We start from the raw sequence: 16,468 nt of genomic DNA, 5'->3' as shown, positions 1-16,468 counted from the left end.
AGGGCAAGGTGCCGGGCAGCAGCGGCAGTGCGGCGGAGAGCGTCATCGAGACGTCCGGGCTGACCAAGCGCTACGGCAAGCAGCTGGCCGTGGACCGGCTGAGCCTCACTGTCCCCGCGGGCAGCGTCTTCGGGTTCCTCGGGCCGAACGGCTCGGGCAAGACGACCACCATCCGGATGCTCATGGGCCTCATCGAGCCGACTTCCGGCCGGGCCAGGGTCCTTGGCCGCCCGATGCCGCGCGAGACGCGCGCCGTGCTCCCGCACGTGGGCGCGCTCATCGAGGGCCCCGCGCTCTACGGCTTCCTCTCCGGCCGCGACAACCTCCTGCGGTACGACGCCGCCGACCCGACCGCCGATCCGCGCACCCGCCGTGCCCGCGCGGACTCCGCCCTGGACCGGGTGGGGCTGACGGCTGCCGCGGGCAAGAAGGCGAAGGCGTACTCCCTCGGGATGAAGCAGCGCCTCGGGCTCGCTGCCGCGCTGCTCCAGCCGCGCAGGCTCCTCGTGCTCGACGAGCCGACCAACGGCCTCGATCCGCAGGGCATGCGCGAGATCCGGGCGCTGGTGCGGGAGCTGGCGTCGGAGGGCACGACCGTGTTCCTCTCCTCGCACCTCCTGGACGAGGTCGAACAGGTCTGCACTCATGCCGCCGTGATGGCCCAGGGCCGTCTGATCACCCAGGGCCCGGTCGCCGAACTCGCCGCGGGCGCGCGCGGGCGCCTGGTCGTCACGACGCCGGACACGGGTGACGCGGCACGCGTCCTGAAGGAACTCGGCGTGACGGATCTCGTCGTGACGGAGGACCGCGTGACGGGCGAACCGCCGGGCGCGGAGAGCGGCACGGACCTCGCCGAGCTGAACGCGGCCCTGGTCGGTGCGGGCATACGAGTGCGGGGATTCGGCGTCGAACGGGCCTCGCTGGAGGACGCGTTCGTGGCGCTGACGGGGGAGGGCTTCGATGTCGCGGGCTGAGATCGACGGCGTACGGGGCGACGTGCGGGACGGCGTACAGGGCGACGCATCAGTGGTGATGGGCCCACCGAAGGTGCGGTGGATCTGGACCTTCGGGATCTTCCGCAGCGAGCTCGGCATCACCTTCCGCCGCTGGCGGACCCTCGCGCTGCTCGGCGTGCTCGCCGCCGTGCCGATCCTCGTGGGCGTCGCCGTCAAGATCGAGACCAACGACGGCTCGACGCTCGGCGGGGGCGGCGGAGAGGCGGGGGGCCCGGCGTTCATCGCGCAGGTCACCAACAACGGCCTGTTCCTGGTCTTCACCGCGCTCGCCGCGACCCTCCCGTTCTTCCTGCCCATGGCGGTCGGTGTCGTCGCGGGTGACTCCATCGCGGGCGAGTCCAGCGCGGGGACGCTGCGCTATCTGCTCGTCGCCCCCGCGGGACGCACGCGCCTGCTGCTCGCCAAGTACGCGACAGCGATGACGTTCTGCCTGGTCGCGACCCTCGTCGTGGCCCTCTCCGCGCTCGCCGTCGGGGCGCTGCTCTTCCCGGTCGGCGAGGTCACCACGATCTCCGGCACCCGGATCGGCTTCGGCGAAGGGCTGCTGCGTGCCCTGCTCATCGCCCTGGTGGTCGCCGCGTCGCTGATCGGGGTGGCGGCGCTCGGCCTCTTCGTGTCGACGCTGACCAGCAGCGGCATCGCGGCGATGGCGACGACCGTCGGTCTGCTCATCACCATTCAGATCCTCGACCAGATCCCCCAACTGCACGCCATCCAGCCGTACTTCTTCTCGCACTACTGGCTGTCCTTCGCGGACCTGATGCGCGAGCCCGTCTACTGGGACGAGCTGGTCAAGAACCTCGGCCTCCAGGGCCTGTACGCGGCCCTGTTCGGCTCGGCGGCGTGGGCGAGGTTCGGGGCGAAGGACATCACGGCGTAGGGGCGCCGGCAGTTCGAGACATCAGCTCTCGTACGGGTAGCGGGCGAGCGGCGGTTCCTGCGCGAAGAACGTCTTGGCGCGGGCGAGGGCCTCGGTGTCGTCGAGCACGTTGCCCGGCCTCGACCCGTTGCCGAGCAGGACGCCTCCGAAATGCAGCGGGAAGAAGGCGGCCACGTGATTCAGCGTGCCGATCAGCGGCTCCGCGACCTCCTCCTCGCTGTGGGCGAGCGCCGTCACGCCCCACAGGGTGCGGCCCTTCATGGTGGCCTTGAAGTCGACCTCCGGGACCTCGAGCCACGCGTCCCAATAGTCGAGGTAGCGCTTGGTGGTGGCCGAGAGGGAGTACCAGTACAGGGGCGAGACGATGACGATGTCCGTGGCGTCGAGGGTGGCGTCCAGGAGGAGCGCCTCGTTGTCGCCGGAGGGCCGGGGGCGGGCCCGCGGGCGTGTGCCGTCGTGGCGCAGGTCCTCGAAGTCGGGCAGCGGGTGGTCGGCGAGGTTGAGCCAGCGCTGCTCCACGTCGGGCGGGAGCTGTTCGGCGGCCTTGCGGGCCAGCGTCTCCGTGTTGCCGTCGGGGCGGGCGCTGCCGAGGACGAAGAGGAACTTGCGGGTCATGGTGGGCCCCCTGGTGTGTGGCGTGGCGGCGCACGGTCGCCGGGACCGTGCAATTACCTGCGCTTGCACTATATGCACGCGCAGGTAATTGCGTCCAGGGGTGCTCGGCCCGGCCTGGGAGGTCAGGGCCTGGGTGTGGGGCTAGGCCTGGGGCCGGGCCTGCGGCCTTGGCCCGGGGTCAGGCGGAGAGCCCCCACACCGCGTACGCCACCGCGTCGCTGTTGTGGTCGAGGGCGGTCCCGTCGATGTTCGACTCCGTGTCGCAGGCGGAGTGGTAGCACTTGTCGAACGGCTCACCGGCCGTGCCGCCCCAGTTCTCGGCCTGCTCGGCGGTCTTCTTGTAGTCGGCGCCGCTGAACAGTCCGCCGACCGGGACGCCCGCGTCCTTGAACGGCGCGTGGTCGGAGCGGCCGTCGCCCTCCTCGTCGGGTTCCGTGGCGAGGTCGAGGCCGCCGTAGAAGTCCTTGAAGGTCTTCTCGATGGTGGGATCGTCGTCGTAGACGAAGTAGCCCGGGTTCGGGGAGCCGATCATGTCGAAGTTCAGATAGCCCTTGATCTTCGAGCGCTCGCCCGCGGGCAGCTTGTCGACGTAGTGCGAGGAGCCGACGAGCCCCAGCTCCTCGGCGCCCCACCAGGCGAACCGCAGGTGCTTGGCCGGCTTGTACTGCTCGCGCGCCACGGTGAGCGCGGTCTCCAGGATCGCGGCCGAACCGGAGCCGTTGTCGTTGATGCCGGGGCCCGAGTCGACGCTGTCGAGGTGCGAGCCCGCCATGACGACCTGGTCGGCGTCCCCGCCGGGCCAGTCCGCGACCAGGTTGTAGCCGGTCTTGCCGTTGGAGGTGAACTCCTGGACCGAGGTGGTGAATCCGGCCTCGTCCAGCTTGCCCTTCACGTAGTCGATCGAGGCCTTGTAGCCCGCGCTGCCGTGGGCGCGGTTGCCGCCGTTGGACGAGGCGATGTTCTGGAGCTGCGAGAGATGGCCCTGGACGTTGGCCACGGATATGTCGGGGGCGGCCGCTGTGGGGGCGGGGGCCGCGGAGGACATCGCGTTGGTGGTGAGGAGTCCGGTGACGGCTATGACGGCGGCTGCCGCGGCGCGTCCGGGAACGGAGAGCTTCATGTGGGGGGCTCCGTGTTCTGTTGATTTGTCACGTGGGGGGGTGCTCGGTACTACGTGAGACGCGCCAATTCCGTTCGCCGATCACGGAATTGGCGTGCCTGATGGTGCGGGTGAGCTTGACCGTGCGTCAAGAGCGCATATCGGTCGCCGTGTTCCGCATGACGGTCGCCCCGGGGGTTCACGCTGAGCCCGGCGCCTCCGATTCGGCCCGAGCGTCGTAGGCCGACCGCGCTGCGGCGACCTCGCCCTGGTGCTGCTCCGTCCAGGTCACCAGGGACTGGATGGTGGCGTGCAAGGTGCCGCCCAAGGGCGTGAGTTCGTACTCGACGCGCGGCGGCACGACCGGGTAAACCGTGCGCTTGACCAGGCCGTCGCGCTCCAGCTGGCGCAGCGTCACCGTCAGCATGCGCTGGCTGATGCCGTCGATCTCCCGGCGCAACTCGGTGAAGCGGAGCTTGCGGTGCTCAAGGAGGGCGATGGTGAGCAGCGACCATTTGTCGGCGACGCGGTCCAGGATCTGCCGGACCTGGCAGTCCTCGCGGGCATCCCACTGAAAGGGATCGGCGTCGCCGTAATCCACACCGGCACCAACGCTCGTGCCTGCGCCCGAATTTGCTACTTCGTCTGCGCCTGCGCCCACGGTGCCCTCGCGGTTACTCGGTGACTTTGAAGTGCCTTCTTCCATGCCTGCCGATGGTGCCGCAGGCTTCCAGTGGTTACAAGAGGGAACCGACCCCCGTACGAGTAACCGCAGTTACTCGCCCCTTACGCCCCTTATAACCCTTCGCTCCTAAGGAGTCTCGCCATGGGTGCAAGAGCCTGGGCCCTGCTGCTCGTCCTCTGCGGGACGATCTTTCTGGAGGGCATCGATGTCGCCATGCTGGCGATCGCGATTCCGGCGATCCGAGCGGACCTCGGTCTCTCGACCGGCACCGCGGCGTGGGTCATGAGCGCCTACGTCCTCGGGTACGCGGGCTTCACTCTCCTCGGCGGCCGGGCGGCCGATCTGCTGGGCAGGCGGCGGATGTTCCTCCTCTGGCTCGGCGTCTTCCTGGCCTTCTCCGGGCTCGGCGCCCTCGCCACCGAAGGCTGGATGCTGATAGTCGCCCGCTTCATGACCGGACTCTCCGCGGCCTTCATGACGCCTGCCGCGATGTCGATCATCACCACCTCGTACGCGGAAGGCCCCGAGCGCAACAAGGCGCTGCTCGTCTTCGCCGGCACCTCCGCGGGCGGGTTCTCGCTCGGGCTGGTCGTCGGCGGACTGCTCACCGAGCTCGACTGGCGCTGGGTGTTCTTCGCGCCGGTGATCCTCGCCGCCGGGATTCTCGCGGCGGCGGTCCGCATCATCCCGGCGGAGCCGGCGCGCGTACGGCGCCCTCATGGGCTCAGCGGCTTCGACCTGCCGGGGGCGGCGGCTGCGGCGGGGGCGATGCTGCTGCTCGCGTACGGCGTTGTGCGGCTCGAACACGGCTTCTCGGGCTGGCCGTTGACGGCTGGTGCGGCGGCGGCCGGGGTGCTGCTCGGCATCGCGTTCGTGGGGATCGAGCGGCGGACCCGGGTACCGCTGGTGCGGCTCGGGATCTTCCGTACGGGAAGCGTGGTGCGGGCGGCGCTCGGGGCGCTGCTTTTCGTCGGGGCGTACATGGGCTTCCAGTTCGTCCTGACGCTGTACCTCCAGGAACTTCGCGGCTGGTCGTCCCTGCAGACCGCCCTCGCCCTGGTGGTCATGGGCATCGACGTGATCCTGGCGCCGACGCTGACTCCGGTGCTCGTCGCGCGGTACGGCCACGCCCGGGTGATCCTCGGCGGGTTCCTGCTGGCGTCCGTGGCGTACGTGCTGTTCCTGCCGGTCGGCATGGACTGGACGTACGCGGCGATGTTCCCGACCTTCCTCCTCGCGGGCACCGCCTTCGCGCTCGCCCTGGGCCCGCTGATGATCGCGGCGACGGACGGCGTGGCCGAGGGGGAGCAGGGCCTGGCGGGCGGAGTGCTCCAGACGGGCCTGCAGTTCGGCGCGGCGATCGGCATCTCGGGCGTGACGGCGGTACACGGCCTCGCCCTGTCCGGCACCGACCCGACCTCAGCCCTCTCGGCCTTCCGCACGGCCCTCGCGGTCCCGGTGACGATGGCGCTCCTGGGCGCGTTCATCGCGGCGTACGGCTTACGAGGCCGCAGGGCCGGCCCGGTGGCGAGCGGCGGGAGCCGACCCACCGCGGGGAGCGGGCGGGAGTCTGCTCGGGCGGTGGCTCGGGAGGGGCGGTAGGGGGCGTGGTGCTGTGGGCGGCGGGCGGTCATGAGGAAGCGGGGCCCGTACGGGCGGTGGTCAGGGGGGGCGTTGGGCGTGAGGGCATGGTGCTGTGGCCAGGCGGTGGCCGTGAGCGGGCGGGGGGCGTTCGGGTGGTGGCCGGGAGGGGCGGTAAGGGGTGGGGTGCGGTGCCGTGGGTCAGGCTGTGGCTGTGCGGGGGTGGGGCGCTTCGAGCGGTGGTCGCGCGGGAGGGGCGGTAGGGGGCGGGGCGCGGTGGCGTGGGTCAGCCTGTGGCCTGGAGTGGGCGGGGGGCGTTCGGGCGGTGGCCGGGAGGGGCGGTGGGGTGGGGTGCGGTGCCGTGGACCAAGCCGCCGCAGCCGGCGTACGCCGCTTTGTGGTCCTGTCGGGGCGGGGCGTCGAGGTGTTCGGCGACTCCTTCGAGCCGTCCATGGCGGAGGCCGAGCGCGTGGTGCGTGCGGCGGGCGTGGACTGGACGGTGATCCGCCCGAACAACTTCTCGCAGAACTTCGACGAGGACCTCTTCGGCGCGGCGCTGCGCGAAGGTGGCCGCCTCGCGCTGCCGGTGGGCGAGGCGCCGGAGCCGTTCATCGACGTGGAGGACATCGCGGAGGTGGTGGCGGCACTGCTCACCGAGGACGGGCACACAGGGCGTACGTACGAACTGTCGGGCCCCAGGGCGCTGACCTTCACGGAGGCGGTCGCCGAGCTGGCGGAGGCGTGGGAGCGGCCGCTGCGCTTCGAGCACATCACGGCGGACGCGTACGTGACGGAGCTGGCCGGTCAGGGAGTCCCCGAGGAAATCGCCCGCCCCCTCGCCGACGTACTCGCCTGGCTCCCCGAGGGCCACAACGCCAAGCCGACACCGGACGTACAGACCATCCTCGGCCGAGCTCCGCGCGATTTCACGACATACGCAAGGACGACGAGGGCGCCCCGTTAGGGGCAACGGCCAACGGCCAGGCTCAGACCGCGGACCCCTCCCGCCCGGCAGCGGGAGCAGCGGGAGCAACGGGACTCATCGGCTCAGTCTCCCGCCCCGCGACGGGAGCCGCAGGCGCAGGACCAGCGGCAGTTTCCCGCCGAGCCGCAGCAAGCCGCACCGCATTACGCCGCGCGGAGCGAACCGCGTCCCAGGTCAGCAACGTCAACGCCAGCCACACAAGCCCGAACCCGGCCCACCGCTCCGGCGGCATCGCCTCGTGGAAGTACAGGATGCCGAGCAGGAACTGGAAGACGGGCGCGAGGTACTGCAGCATCCCCAGCGTCGCCAGCGGCACCCGGATCGCCGCGGCCCCGAAGCAGACCAGGGGAATGGCGGTGACCAGGCCGGTCGCCGCGAGAAGCGCCGCGTGCCCGAAGCCCTCCGTGCCGAACGTCGCGTCACCCCGCGCCCCGAGCCACACGAGGAACCCGACCGCGGGCAGGAACTGGATCGCGGTCTCGGCGGTCAGCGACTCCAGACCGCTGAGCCCGACCTTCTTCTTCGCCAGGCCGTACGTGGCGAAGGAGAAGGCGAGGCAGAGCGAGATCCACGGCGGCTGCCCGTACCCGAAGGCGAGCACGAGGACCGCCGCGAGACCGACGGCGACGGCCGCCCACTGCACGGGCCGCAGCCGCTCGCCGAGGAGCAGGACGCCCATCGCGATGGTGACCAGGGGGTTGATGAAGTAGCCGAGGGAGGCCTCGACGACGTGGCCGGAGTTCACGGCCCAGATGTAGACGCCCCAGTTGACCGTGATGACCGCCGCGGCGATCGTCACGAGGCCCAGCTTGCGAGGCTGCCGGATGAGCTCGCCCGCCCACGCCCAGCGCCGCACGAGCAGCAGGGCGATGCCGACCACGACGAGCGACCACGCCATGCGGTGCGCGAGGATCTCGCCCGCCCCCGACGGCTTGAGCAGCGGCCAGAAGAGGGGCACGAGGCCCCACATCCCGTAGGCCGCGAAGCCGTTCAGCAGACCTATGCGCTGTTCGCTCTTCGACTGTTCGGCTGCGGCGGCGTCCACGGCCCCTCCTTGGTGCAAGGCAGCCCCACGCTGCCCTCAGAAGGTAGCGGCCCGGACACCCCCGTGTCATGCCCGTCTCATGAAAACGGTCATGACCTCCGTCTCGCCCGCCCCGGCCGGGCCCGGCACGCCCCCGCCACCTGCCCTCAACCCTTGAGAGCCGCCGAGATCGCGTCCGCGACAGGAGTCGTGGGCCGCCCGATGAGCCGGGCCAGATCACCGCTCGTACCGGCGAGCAGCCCCCGCTCGATCGCCGAGTCCACGTCCACGAGGATCGCGGCGAACTGCTCGGGAAGGCCCGCGCCGGTCAGGATCGCGAGGTTCTGCTCGGCGGGGACGTTCGCGTACGAGATGTCCTTGCCGCTCTGCCGGGCGACCTCGGCGGCGTACTCGGCCAGGCTCCACGCGACATCGCCGCTCAGCTCGTACGCCTTGCCCTCGTGGCCCTCGCCGGTCAGTACGGCGACGGCGGCGGCCGCGTAGTCGGCGCGCGAGGCGGAGGCGACCCTGCCCTCGCCCGCGGAGGCTACGACGGCGCCGTGCTCCAGGACGGGGGCCAGGTTGGCGGTGTAGTTCTCGTGGTACCAGCCGTTGCGCAGGAAGGTGTGCGGAAGCCCGGATCCGAGGATCAGCTGCTCGGTCTCCTTGTGCTCGGCCGCGAGGTCGAAGTCGGCGTCGGGTCCCCCGAGGACGCCGGTGTACGCGAGGAGTGCGACGCCCGCCGCACGGGCCGCGTCGATCACCGCCGCGTGCTGCGGCACCCGCTGCCCGACCTCGCTGCCGGAGATCAGCAGCACCCTGTCGCCCGCGGCGAAGACACCGGCGAGGGTCTCGGGCGCGCTGTAGTCCGCGATGCGCAGCTCCACGCCGCGCGCGGCGAGATCGGCGGCCTTCTCCTTGTCGCGGACGACGGCGGCTATCCGCCCGGCGGGCACCTGCGCTGCGAGCAGCCCGTCGATGACGAGACGGCCGAGGTGTCCGGTGGCTCCGGTGACGACGATGCTCATGTCTGGAATCTCCCTGTGGGCGTGGTTCTGTGCGGTTCTGACAGTGAGCCTACGTCGGGCGCTAACTATTGGAAAGTACCCACTTTGAAGTAAGGTACTGGCATGGCAGTAAGTAGCTGGAACCTCGGAGACGAGGGAATGTGCCCGCAGCGCCTCGTCCTGGAGCACGTCACGAGCCGCTGGGGAGTGCTGGTCCTGATCGCCCTGGACGAGCGCTCGTACCGCTTCAGCGAGCTGCGCCGGGCGCTCGGCCGGGTCAGCGAGAAGATGCTGACGCAGACGCTGCAGACCCTGGAGCGCGACGGCCTCGTGCACCGCGACGCCAAGCCGGTCATCCCGCCGCGCGTCGACTACTCCCTCACCGACCTGGGGCGCGAGGTCGGCACGCAGGTCCGGGCGCTCGCCGAGTGGACCGAGCGGCGCCTGGCGGACGTACAGGAAGCACGCGAGGCGTACGACGAAGCCCGGTCCTGAAGGATCAGGACCGGGCTTCGGGGTGATCGTGCCCGGCTAGCCGACGACGGTCCACGTGTCGCCGCCCGCGAGCAGCGCGGCCAGGTCGCCCTTGCCGTTCTGTTCGATGGCGGTGTCGAGCTGGTCGGACATCAGGGTGTCGTAGACCGGGCGCTCGACGTTGCGGAGGACGCCGATGGGGGTGTGGTGGAGGGTGTCGGGGTCGGCGAGGCGGGAGAGCGCGAAGGCCAGCGTCGGCGAGGTCGAGTGCGCGTCATGGACCAGGATCTGAGACTCGGTCTCGGACGTGACCGGGACAACTTTGAGATCGCCGGTCGCCGGGTCGCGTACGACTCCCTTGGAGCCGAGGCCGTTCTCCAGCGGAGCCCCGAAGCGGATGGGCTGCCCGTGTTCCAGGCGGATCACCGCCTCTTCGGCCTGCTGCTTGTCCTTGAGGACCTCGAAGGCGCCGTCGTTGAAGATGTTGCAGTTCTGGTAGATCTCCACCAGCGCGGTGCCGGGGTGTTCGGCGGCCTCGCGCAGTACGGAGGTGAGGTGCTTGCGGTCGGAGTCCACGGTCCTCGCCACGAAGCTCGCCTCCGCGCCGATGGCGAGGGAGACGGGGTTGAAGGGCGCGTCCAGCGAACCCATCGGCGTCGACTTGGTGATCTTGCCGACCTCGGAGGTCGGGGAGTACTGGCCTTTGGTGAGGCCGTAGATCCGGTTGTTGAACAGCAGGATCTTCAGGTTGACGTTGCGGCGCAGGGCGTGGATGAGGTGGTTGCCGCCGATGGACAGCGCGTCGCCGTCCCCGGTGACCACCCAGACGCTCAAGTCCCGCCGCGAGGAGGCGAGTCCGGTGGCGATGGCCGGGGCGCGGCCGTGGATGGAGTGCATCCCGTAGGTGTTCATGTAGTACGGGAAGCGGCTTGAGCAGCCGATGCCCGACACGAAGACGATGTTCTCCTTGGCCAGGCCGAGCTCGGGCATGAAGCCCTGCACGGCCGCCAGGACGGCGTAGTCACCGCAGCCGGGGCACCAGCGCACCTCCTGATCGGACTTGAAGTCCTTCATGGATTGCTTGGCCTCGGCCTTGGGCACCAGGGAAAGCGCTTCGATCGTGCTCCCGGTGCCTTCGGTCTTCGTGTCAGCCATTGATGGCCTCCTTGAGAGCCGTGGCGAGCTGCTCGGCCTTGAACGGCATTCCATTGACCTGGTTGTACGAGACCGCGTCCACGAGGTACTTGGCGCGGAGGAGCGTGGCGAGCTGCCCGAGGTTCATCTCGGGAATCACCACCTTGTCGTAACGCTTCAGGACCTCGCCCAGATTCCGCGGGAAGGGGTTGAGATGGCGCAGATGGGCCTGCGCCACGCTCTCGCCGACCGCCCGCAGCCGGCGTACCGCCGCGGTGATGGGCCCGTAGGTCGAACCCCAGCCGAGGACGAGCAACTTGGCGTCGCCGCTCGCGTCGTCGACCTCGATGTCGGGCACCTGGATGCCGTCGATCTTGGCCTGGCGGGTGCGGACCATGAAGTCGTGGTTGGCCGGGTCGTAGGAGATGTTGCCGGTGCCGTCCTGCTTCTCGATGCCGCCGATGCGGTGTTCGAGACCGGGCGTGCCGGGGATCGCCCAGGGGCGGGCCAGGGACTGCGGGTCGCGCTTGTACGGCCAGAAGACCTCGGTGCCGTCGTCCTCGGTGTGATTGGGTCCCGAGGCGAACTGCACGCGCAGGTCCGGGAGTTCATCGGTGTCCGGGATGCGCCACGGCTCGGACCCGTTGGCCAGGTAGCCGTCGCTCAGCAAGAACACGGGGGTGCGGTAGGTGACCGCGATGCGGGCCGCTTCAAGGGCCGCGTCGAAGCAGTCCGCCGGTGTCTTGGGCGCCACGATCGGCACCGGTGCCTCGCCGTTGCGCCCGAACATGGCCTGCAGCAGGTCGGCCTGCTCGGTCTTGGTCGGCAGGCCGGTCGAGGGGCCACCGCGCTGGATGTCCACGATCAGCAGCGGCAGTTCAAGCGACACCGCCAGGCCGATCGTCTCCGACTTCAGCGCCACACCGGGCCCCGAGGTCGTCGTCACCGCGAGCGAGCCGCCGAACGCCGCCCCCAGCGCCGCCCCGATGCCCGCGATCTCGTCCTCGGCCTGGAACGTGCGCACACCGAAGTTCTTGTGCTTGCTCAGCTCGTGCAGGATGTCCGAGGCCGGAGTGATCGGGTACGAGCCCAGGTAGAGCGGCAGATCCGCCTGCCGGCCCGCCGCGATCAGCCCGTACGAGAGGGCCAGGTTCCCCGAGATGTTGCGGTAGGTGCCGGTCGGGAAGGCCTGGGCGGCGGGAGCGACCTCGTACGAGACCGCGAAGTCCTCGGTCGTCTCGCCGAAGTTCCAACCGGCGTGGAAGGCCGCGATGTTGGCCTCGGCGATGTCCGGCTTCTTGGCGAACTTCGTCCGCAGGAACTTCTCCGTGCCCTCGGTCGGCCGGTGGTACATCCACGACAGCAGACCCAGCGCGAACATGTTCTTGCTGCGGCCCGCGTCCTTGCGCGAGAGGTCGAACTCCTTGAGTGCCTCGACCGTCAGCGTCGTCAGCGGCACCGGGTGGACGCTGTAGCCGTCCAGCGAGCCGTCTTCCAGCGGCGAGACCTCGTAGCCGACCTTCTGCATCGCCCGTTTGGAGAACTCGTCCGTGTTGACGATGATCTCCGCGCCGCGCGGCACATCGGCGATGTTCGCCTTCAGCGCGGCCGGGTTCATCGCGACCAGGACGTTCGGCGCGTCGCCCGGCGTGAGGATGTCGTGGTCGGCGAAATGCAGCTGAAAGGAGGAGACACCCGGCAGTGTCCCGGCAGGAGCACGGATCTCGGCGGGAAAGTTCGGCAGTGTCGAGAGGTCGTTCCCGAAGGACGCCGTCTCCGAAGTGAACCGGTCGCCGGTGAGCTGCATGCCGTCACCCGAGTCACCCGCGAAGCGGATGATCACCCGGTCCAGACGGCGTACATCCTTCTCACCAGCATGCTTGCGCTGCTCTCCGACGACTGCCCCATCGGCCTGCTCGGCTGGGCTACTGACCTGGCTGGTCACTGAACTGGACCTCCCTCGGGCGGCTGAGCGGGAAGGGCTGGGCGACCGGCCTTCCCAAGGCCCACCCTACGTCTGTAAGGGTCGCCTTCCTGGGGTTGATCGCATGACGGACGCACTTTTGAGACGCTGCAATGCCCTGGTTCGTCATGTTTTGCCTCGCCCTCCGGCCCGACATGGAAGACGCCCCCCACTCATCCTTTGGTTCTAGGACTGTTCTCCGTGCTCGTGTCTCCGTGGTCGTGCGGTTGCCGCGGTTGCCGTTGTTTCCAAATAACTGACAGGGTGTCAGATTGCTAGGAGTTGAGGTAGGTGAGAACCGCGAGGACTCGCCGGTGATCCCCGTCGCTCTGGGAGAGCCCCAGCTTCAGGAAGATGTTGCTGACGTGCTTCTCGACCGCGCCGTCACTCACCACCAACTGCCGTGCCACCGCCGAGTTCGTCCTGCCCTCGGCCATCAGACCGAGTACCTCGCGTTCGCGAGGTGTAAGCCCCGCAAGGACGTCCTGCTTGCGGCTGCGGCCGAGCAGCTGCGCCACGACCTCCGGGTCGAGCGCGGTGCCGCCCTCCGCGACACGCACCACGGCGTCCACGAACTCGCGCACCTCGGCGACGCGGTCCTTGAGCAGATAGCCGACGCCACGGCTGGACCCGGCGAGCAGCTCGGTGGCGTACTGCTCCTCGACGTACTGGGAGAGGACGAGCACCCCGAGCCCCGGGAACTGGTGGCGCAGGTGCACCGCGGCCCGTACCCCCTCGTCGGTGTGCGTCGGCGGCATCCGCACGTCGGCGACGACCACGTCGGGCAGGGCGCCCGCGGCGGAGAGGTCGTTGATCGTCTTGATCAGCGCGTCCGCGTCGCCGACCCCCGCTACGACATCGTGCCCGCGGTCGGTCAGCAACCGGGTCAGGCCCTCCCTGAGCAGCACCGAATCCTCGGCGATGACGACCCGCACTTTGTCCTCCACGTTCACGGCCCCCCCGGCATATGTGGTTCTGGTGATTCCCCCGGCACCTCAGTATCGCGCGTACGAACGCCGGCGAAGGGCGTAACGGCGTTCGTGGGCAACCGCTTGCTCGTGTTCGTTCGCCGCGGGCGCGGCAGCGGGCACGGCAGCACCCACCCGGCCTCCCCGCGCTGCGGGTCGACCGGGTGGGTGAGCGCGGAGGGTGATCCGCGGCAAGGGCCCTAGGGCCCTTCTGACGGCCCTAGGCCCGCCAGGGCAATTCGGCCGTCACCGTAGTGGGCCCGCCCACCGGCGAATCCACCACCAGGATTCCGTCGACCGCGTCGAGCCGCTCGGCGAGCCCGGCGAGACCGGAACCGCCGGTCACGTCCGCGCCCCCGGCCCCGTCGTCGGAGACCTGCAGCATCAGCCGGTTCTCGACCTGCCACACGTCGACCGAGCCGTGGGACGCCCGCGCGTGCTTGCTGATGTTCTGCAGGAGCTCGGAGACCGTGAAGTACGCGATGCCCTCGATCGCGGCGGCGGGCCGCGCGGGCAGATCCACCTCGACCTGCACCGGAACCGTGCACCGGGCGGCGAGCGCGGAGAGCGCCGCGTCCAGGCCGCGGTCGGTCAGGACCGCCGGGTGGATGCCGCGGGCCAGGTCGCGCAGCTCCTGGAGGGCCACCTTCACCTCGCCGTGCGCCTCGCCCACCATGCGCGCCGCGGCCTCCGGGTCCTCGGTCAGCTTCTCCTTGGCCAGGCCGAGGTCCATGGCGAGCGCCACGAGGCGGGCCTGCGCCCCGTCGTGCAGGTCGCGCTCGATGCGGCGCAGGTCGGCGGCGGCCGTGTCGACGACGACCCCGCGGTCCGACTCCAGCTCGACGACGCGCGTGGCCAGACTCGATGGGCCGAGCAGACCGGCCACCATCACGCGGTCGACCGTGGTCAGGGCCCGGATGATCCAGGGCGTGGCGAGCGTGATCAGCAGGCCGGTGAGGGCGGTGACGCCGATCTCGAAGGGGTTGTCCAGGTAGACGCGGTGGCCGTCGTCGCCGTACAGCTGGATGCCGTCCTGGCCGCCGTAGAGCGGGAAGAGCCACTGCCACAGCGGGTACGTGAGCATCGCCCAGCCGTACGTCCAGAAGACCACCGAGACGGTGAAGGAGAAGACGGCCCACGGCATGTGGAGGATGGAGTAGAGGACGTGCCGCCAGGAGACGCCGCTCTTGAGCACGGCGCCCATCCACGCCAGGGGCCCGCCGCCGTTCTTGGGCCGCAGCGGCTCGGGATCGGCCACCTCCACGTCCAACAGCGCCCGCGCCCGCACCCGTTCGAGCGAGCCGATGCCGCGGCAGGCGGCGAGCCCGGCGGCGAGCACCGGGATGCCGATGAACGTGATCAGCAGTCCGGCGCCTACCGACAGCATCGTGACCGCGAACGTGAACGTGACGATGCTGATCGGCAGGCTCAGGAGCACATAGCCGAACTCCTTCCAGGCGCGCGCCTCGATCGGCGCCCGCAGCCCGGCCGGGAGACGGCGCCGCCGATCGTCGAGGTCGGATCCCCGGAACTCCGAACGGTCCATGCGTCCGTACTCCTGTCCGTACTCCGTGGCCATCGGTCTCGTCCGTTTCTGCTCGGTCGTGCGCTGCTCGGTCGTGCGCGGCCTCTTGGGTCACGCGCCGGTTCGGCGTCGTATCTCAAGAGTGCTGGCCGCGGCAGATCCGGACCATGTGGTGCGTAGGTGTCTTCGACCGGGGGTTTTCCCTACCCCCGGGCCGGCTGGGCGGGCTGGGCCGTCGGGTCCCGGTCCTGGTCCCGGTCGCGCCACGGCAGCTCCGCCGTGATCGTCGTGGGGCCGCCCTCCGGGGACTCGATCACGAACAGGCCGTCGACCGCGCCGAGCCGGTCCGCGAGCCCCGCCATGCCCGAGCCCCCGTCCAGATTCGCGCCGCCCCTGCCGTCGTCCCACACCTGGATGAGCAGCCGCTGGTCGGTGCGCCACACGTCCACGGACGCCGTACGGGCCCCGCTGTGCTTGCTCACGTTCTGCAGGAGCTCGGAGACCGTGAAGTACGCGATGCCCTCGATCGCGGCGGCCGGGCGCGCCGGCAGATCGGCGGTCACCTTCACCGGGACCGTGCACCGCGAGGCCACCGAGGACAGCGCCGCGTCCAGGCCGCGGTCGGTCAGGACCGCCGGGTGGATGCCGCGGGCCAGGTCGCGCAGTTCCTGGAGGGCGAGCTTCACCTCGCCGTGCGCCTCGTCGACCATCGCCGCCACGGTGTCGTCGGCCTGGCCCTCCAGAAGCTTCTCCTTGGCCAGGCCGAGCCCCATGGCGAGCGCCACCAGGCGGGCCTGCGCCCCGTCGTGCAGGTCGCGCTCGATGCGGCGCAGGTCGGCGGCGGCCGTGTCGACGACGACCCCGCGGTCCGACTCCAACTCCACGATGCGCCGCTCCAGTTCGTCGGAGGGCGAGAGCAGCCCGCGCGCCATCGCGCGGTCGGCGTTCGTCAGGCCGCGCACGATGTAGGGGAGCACCGGCCAGAGCACGAAGAGCCCGGTCAGGGTGACGGCGAAGGTCACCACGCCCCAGGGCAGCCGCATGAACGAGTACAGCATCGTGCGCCAGCCGACCGGGTCCTTCAGGCTCGACCACAGCCAGCTGAAGAAGCCGTGCCCCCGCTGCTTGGGCATCGGACTCGGCTCGTCGATCCACAGCCCGAGCAGTTTGCGCGCCCGCGCCCGCTCCGCCCTGCCGATCATCCGGGCGCCGAGCAGCGCGCCCGCGAGCAGCGGCAGGCCGATGACCGTCACGGCGAGACCGCCGCCGGCGGCGAGCGTCACGACCACGTAGACGAAACCGGCCACGCCGACCGGCAGGTTGGCCAGGAGGTGGGCGATCTCCTTCCAGGTCCGCGCGTCGTACGCCGCGAAGCGGGCGGGCGGAGGCGGCGGGGACGGCGGGTGCGGCGGGAACGCCGAAGACGTGGGCGGGTACGCCGGAGACGTGGTCGAGGACATGGCGCGTGCGGTCATATGCGCCAGAGTGCACGGCTCGGCGCCGGGATGCCAT

Annotated in this window: 15 protein-coding genes; 5 read left to right on the top strand and 10 right to left on the bottom strand. The window is 70.4% G+C overall.

Features of this window, described 5'->3' with window-relative positions:
* Positions 1–8 precede the first annotated feature (8 nt).
* Together AB0I66_RS38615 and AB0I66_RS38610 are read left to right on the top strand one after the other, a co-directional pair.
* Positions 9–974: an ABC transporter ATP-binding protein gene (locus AB0I66_RS38615; RefSeq protein WP_363212737.1), complete on the top strand. Its 966-nt coding sequence runs from the start codon at positions 9–11 to the stop codon at positions 972–974.
* 58 nt (positions 975–1,032) lie between these two features.
* Positions 1,033–1,896 carry an ABC transporter permease gene (locus AB0I66_RS38610; protein ID WP_363212882.1) on the top strand — a complete coding sequence of 288 codons (864 nt, stop codon included), beginning with the start codon at positions 1,033–1,035 and terminating at the stop codon, positions 1,894–1,896.
* 21 nt (positions 1,897–1,917) lie between these two features.
* Here the strand turns inward: AB0I66_RS38610 and AB0I66_RS38605 are convergent, their stop codons facing one another.
* The 3 genes from AB0I66_RS38605 to AB0I66_RS38595 form a co-directional block, all read right to left on the bottom strand.
* Positions 1,918–2,511 carry an NAD(P)H-dependent oxidoreductase gene (locus AB0I66_RS38605; RefSeq protein ID WP_363212736.1) on the bottom strand — a complete coding sequence of 198 codons (594 nt, stop codon included), beginning with the start codon at positions 2,509–2,511 and terminating at the stop codon, positions 1,918–1,920.
* Positions 2,512–2,689: 178 nt separating this feature from the next.
* Positions 2,690–3,631, bottom strand: a complete 942-nt coding sequence (locus AB0I66_RS38600) for a M28 family metallopeptidase (RefSeq protein WP_363212735.1) — start codon at positions 3,629–3,631, stop codon at positions 2,690–2,692.
* 178 nt (positions 3,632–3,809) lie between these two features.
* The gene (locus AB0I66_RS38595) at positions 3,810–4,316 is read right to left on the bottom strand and encodes a helix-turn-helix domain-containing protein (RefSeq protein WP_363212734.1); all 507 of its coding nucleotides are present in this window, start codon (positions 4,314–4,316) and stop codon (positions 3,810–3,812) included.
* Positions 4,317–4,436: 120 nt separating this feature from the next.
* Between AB0I66_RS38595 and AB0I66_RS38590 the strand changes: the two genes are divergently transcribed.
* Positions 4,437–5,897 carry an MFS transporter gene (locus AB0I66_RS38590; RefSeq protein ID WP_363212733.1) on the top strand — a complete coding sequence of 487 codons (1,461 nt, stop codon included), beginning with the start codon at positions 4,437–4,439 and terminating at the stop codon, positions 5,895–5,897.
* A gap of 340 nt (positions 5,898–6,237) precedes the next feature.
* Positions 6,238–6,840 carry an NAD(P)H-binding protein gene (locus tag AB0I66_RS38585; RefSeq protein WP_363212732.1) on the top strand — a complete coding sequence of 201 codons (603 nt, stop codon included), beginning with the start codon at positions 6,238–6,240 and terminating at the stop codon, positions 6,838–6,840.
* Between the two features lie 22 nt (positions 6,841–6,862).
* Here the strand turns inward: AB0I66_RS38585 and rarD are convergent, their stop codons facing one another.
* Both rarD and AB0I66_RS38575 read right to left on the bottom strand, forming a co-directional pair.
* Positions 6,863–7,906, bottom strand: a complete 1,044-nt coding sequence (gene rarD, locus AB0I66_RS38580) for an EamA family transporter RarD (RefSeq protein WP_363212731.1) — start codon at positions 7,904–7,906, stop codon at positions 6,863–6,865.
* Positions 7,907–8,052: 146 nt separating this feature from the next.
* Positions 8,053–8,913, bottom strand: a complete 861-nt coding sequence (locus tag AB0I66_RS38575; protein WP_363212730.1) for an SDR family oxidoreductase — start codon at positions 8,911–8,913, stop codon at positions 8,053–8,055.
* Between the two features lie 102 nt (positions 8,914–9,015).
* Between AB0I66_RS38575 and AB0I66_RS38570 the strand changes: the two genes are divergently transcribed.
* On the top strand, positions 9,016–9,387 hold the full coding sequence (locus AB0I66_RS38570) for a helix-turn-helix domain-containing protein (RefSeq protein ID WP_363212729.1): 372 nt from the start codon (positions 9,016–9,018) through the stop codon (positions 9,385–9,387).
* A gap of 36 nt (positions 9,388–9,423) precedes the next feature.
* Here the strand turns inward: AB0I66_RS38570 and AB0I66_RS38565 are convergent, their stop codons facing one another.
* The 5 genes from AB0I66_RS38565 to AB0I66_RS38545 form a co-directional block, all read right to left on the bottom strand.
* Positions 9,424–10,521, bottom strand: coding sequence for a 2-oxoacid:ferredoxin oxidoreductase subunit beta (locus tag AB0I66_RS38565; protein WP_363212728.1), 1,098 nt, complete (start codon positions 10,519–10,521; stop codon positions 9,424–9,426).
* Complete coding sequence (locus AB0I66_RS38560; RefSeq protein ID WP_363212727.1) at positions 10,514–12,445, bottom strand: 2-oxoacid:acceptor oxidoreductase subunit alpha; 1,932 nt, start codon at positions 12,443–12,445, stop codon at positions 10,514–10,516. Before AB0I66_RS38560 ends, AB0I66_RS38565 begins: the two co-directional genes overlap by 8 nt.
* Positions 12,446–12,738: 293 nt before the next feature.
* Entirely contained in the window at positions 12,739–13,398 is a 660-nt protein-coding gene (locus AB0I66_RS38555; RefSeq protein ID WP_363212881.1) for a response regulator transcription factor, read from the bottom strand.
* Between the two features lie 253 nt (positions 13,399–13,651).
* Complete coding sequence (locus tag AB0I66_RS38550) at positions 13,652–15,010, bottom strand: sensor domain-containing protein (protein ID WP_363212726.1); 1,359 nt, start codon at positions 15,008–15,010, stop codon at positions 13,652–13,654.
* Positions 15,011–15,159: 149 nt separating this feature from the next.
* On the bottom strand, positions 15,160–16,416 hold the full coding sequence (locus tag AB0I66_RS38545; protein WP_363212880.1) for a sensor domain-containing protein: 1,257 nt from the start codon (positions 16,414–16,416) through the stop codon (positions 15,160–15,162).
* Between the last annotated feature and the right edge of the window lie 52 nt (positions 16,417–16,468).

The sequence above is a fragment of the Streptomyces sp. NPDC050439 genome, from assembly GCF_040655335.1.
In the GTDB taxonomy this organism is placed as follows: domain Bacteria; phylum Actinomycetota; class Actinomycetes; order Streptomycetales; family Streptomycetaceae; genus Streptomyces.
Note: the sequence above shows the minus strand (reverse complement) of the source record. Positions and strands in the feature narration are given on the sequence as shown.

Coding starts and splice junctions, on each gene's coding strand:
- AB0I66_RS38565 (WP_363212728.1), bottom strand. CDS start 10,521: ATGGCTGACACGAAGACCGAAGGCACCGGGAGCACGATCGAAGCGCTT.
- AB0I66_RS38605 (WP_363212736.1), bottom strand. CDS start 2,511: ATGACCCGCAAGTTCCTCTTCGTCCTCGGCAGCGCCCGCCCCGACGGC.
- AB0I66_RS38590 (WP_363212733.1), top strand. CDS start 4,437: ATGGGTGCAAGAGCCTGGGCCCTGCTGCTCGTCCTCTGCGGGACGATC.
- AB0I66_RS38550 (WP_363212726.1), bottom strand. CDS start 15,010: ATGGCCACGGAGTACGGACAGGAGTACGGACGCATGGACCGTTCGGAG.
- AB0I66_RS38600 (WP_363212735.1), bottom strand. CDS start 3,631: ATGAAGCTCTCCGTTCCCGGACGCGCCGCGGCAGCCGCCGTCATAGCC.
- AB0I66_RS38545 (WP_363212880.1), bottom strand. CDS start 16,416: ATGTCCTCGACCACGTCTCCGGCGTACCCGCCCACGTCTTCGGCGTTC.
- AB0I66_RS38575 (WP_363212730.1), bottom strand. CDS start 8,913: ATGAGCATCGTCGTCACCGGAGCCACCGGACACCTCGGCCGTCTCGTC.
- AB0I66_RS38570 (WP_363212729.1), top strand. CDS start 9,016: ATGGCAGTAAGTAGCTGGAACCTCGGAGACGAGGGAATGTGCCCGCAG.
- AB0I66_RS38595 (WP_363212734.1), bottom strand. CDS start 4,316: ATGGAAGAAGGCACTTCAAAGTCACCGAGTAACCGCGAGGGCACCGTG.
- AB0I66_RS38610 (WP_363212882.1), top strand. CDS start 1,033: ATGGGCCCACCGAAGGTGCGGTGGATCTGGACCTTCGGGATCTTCCGC.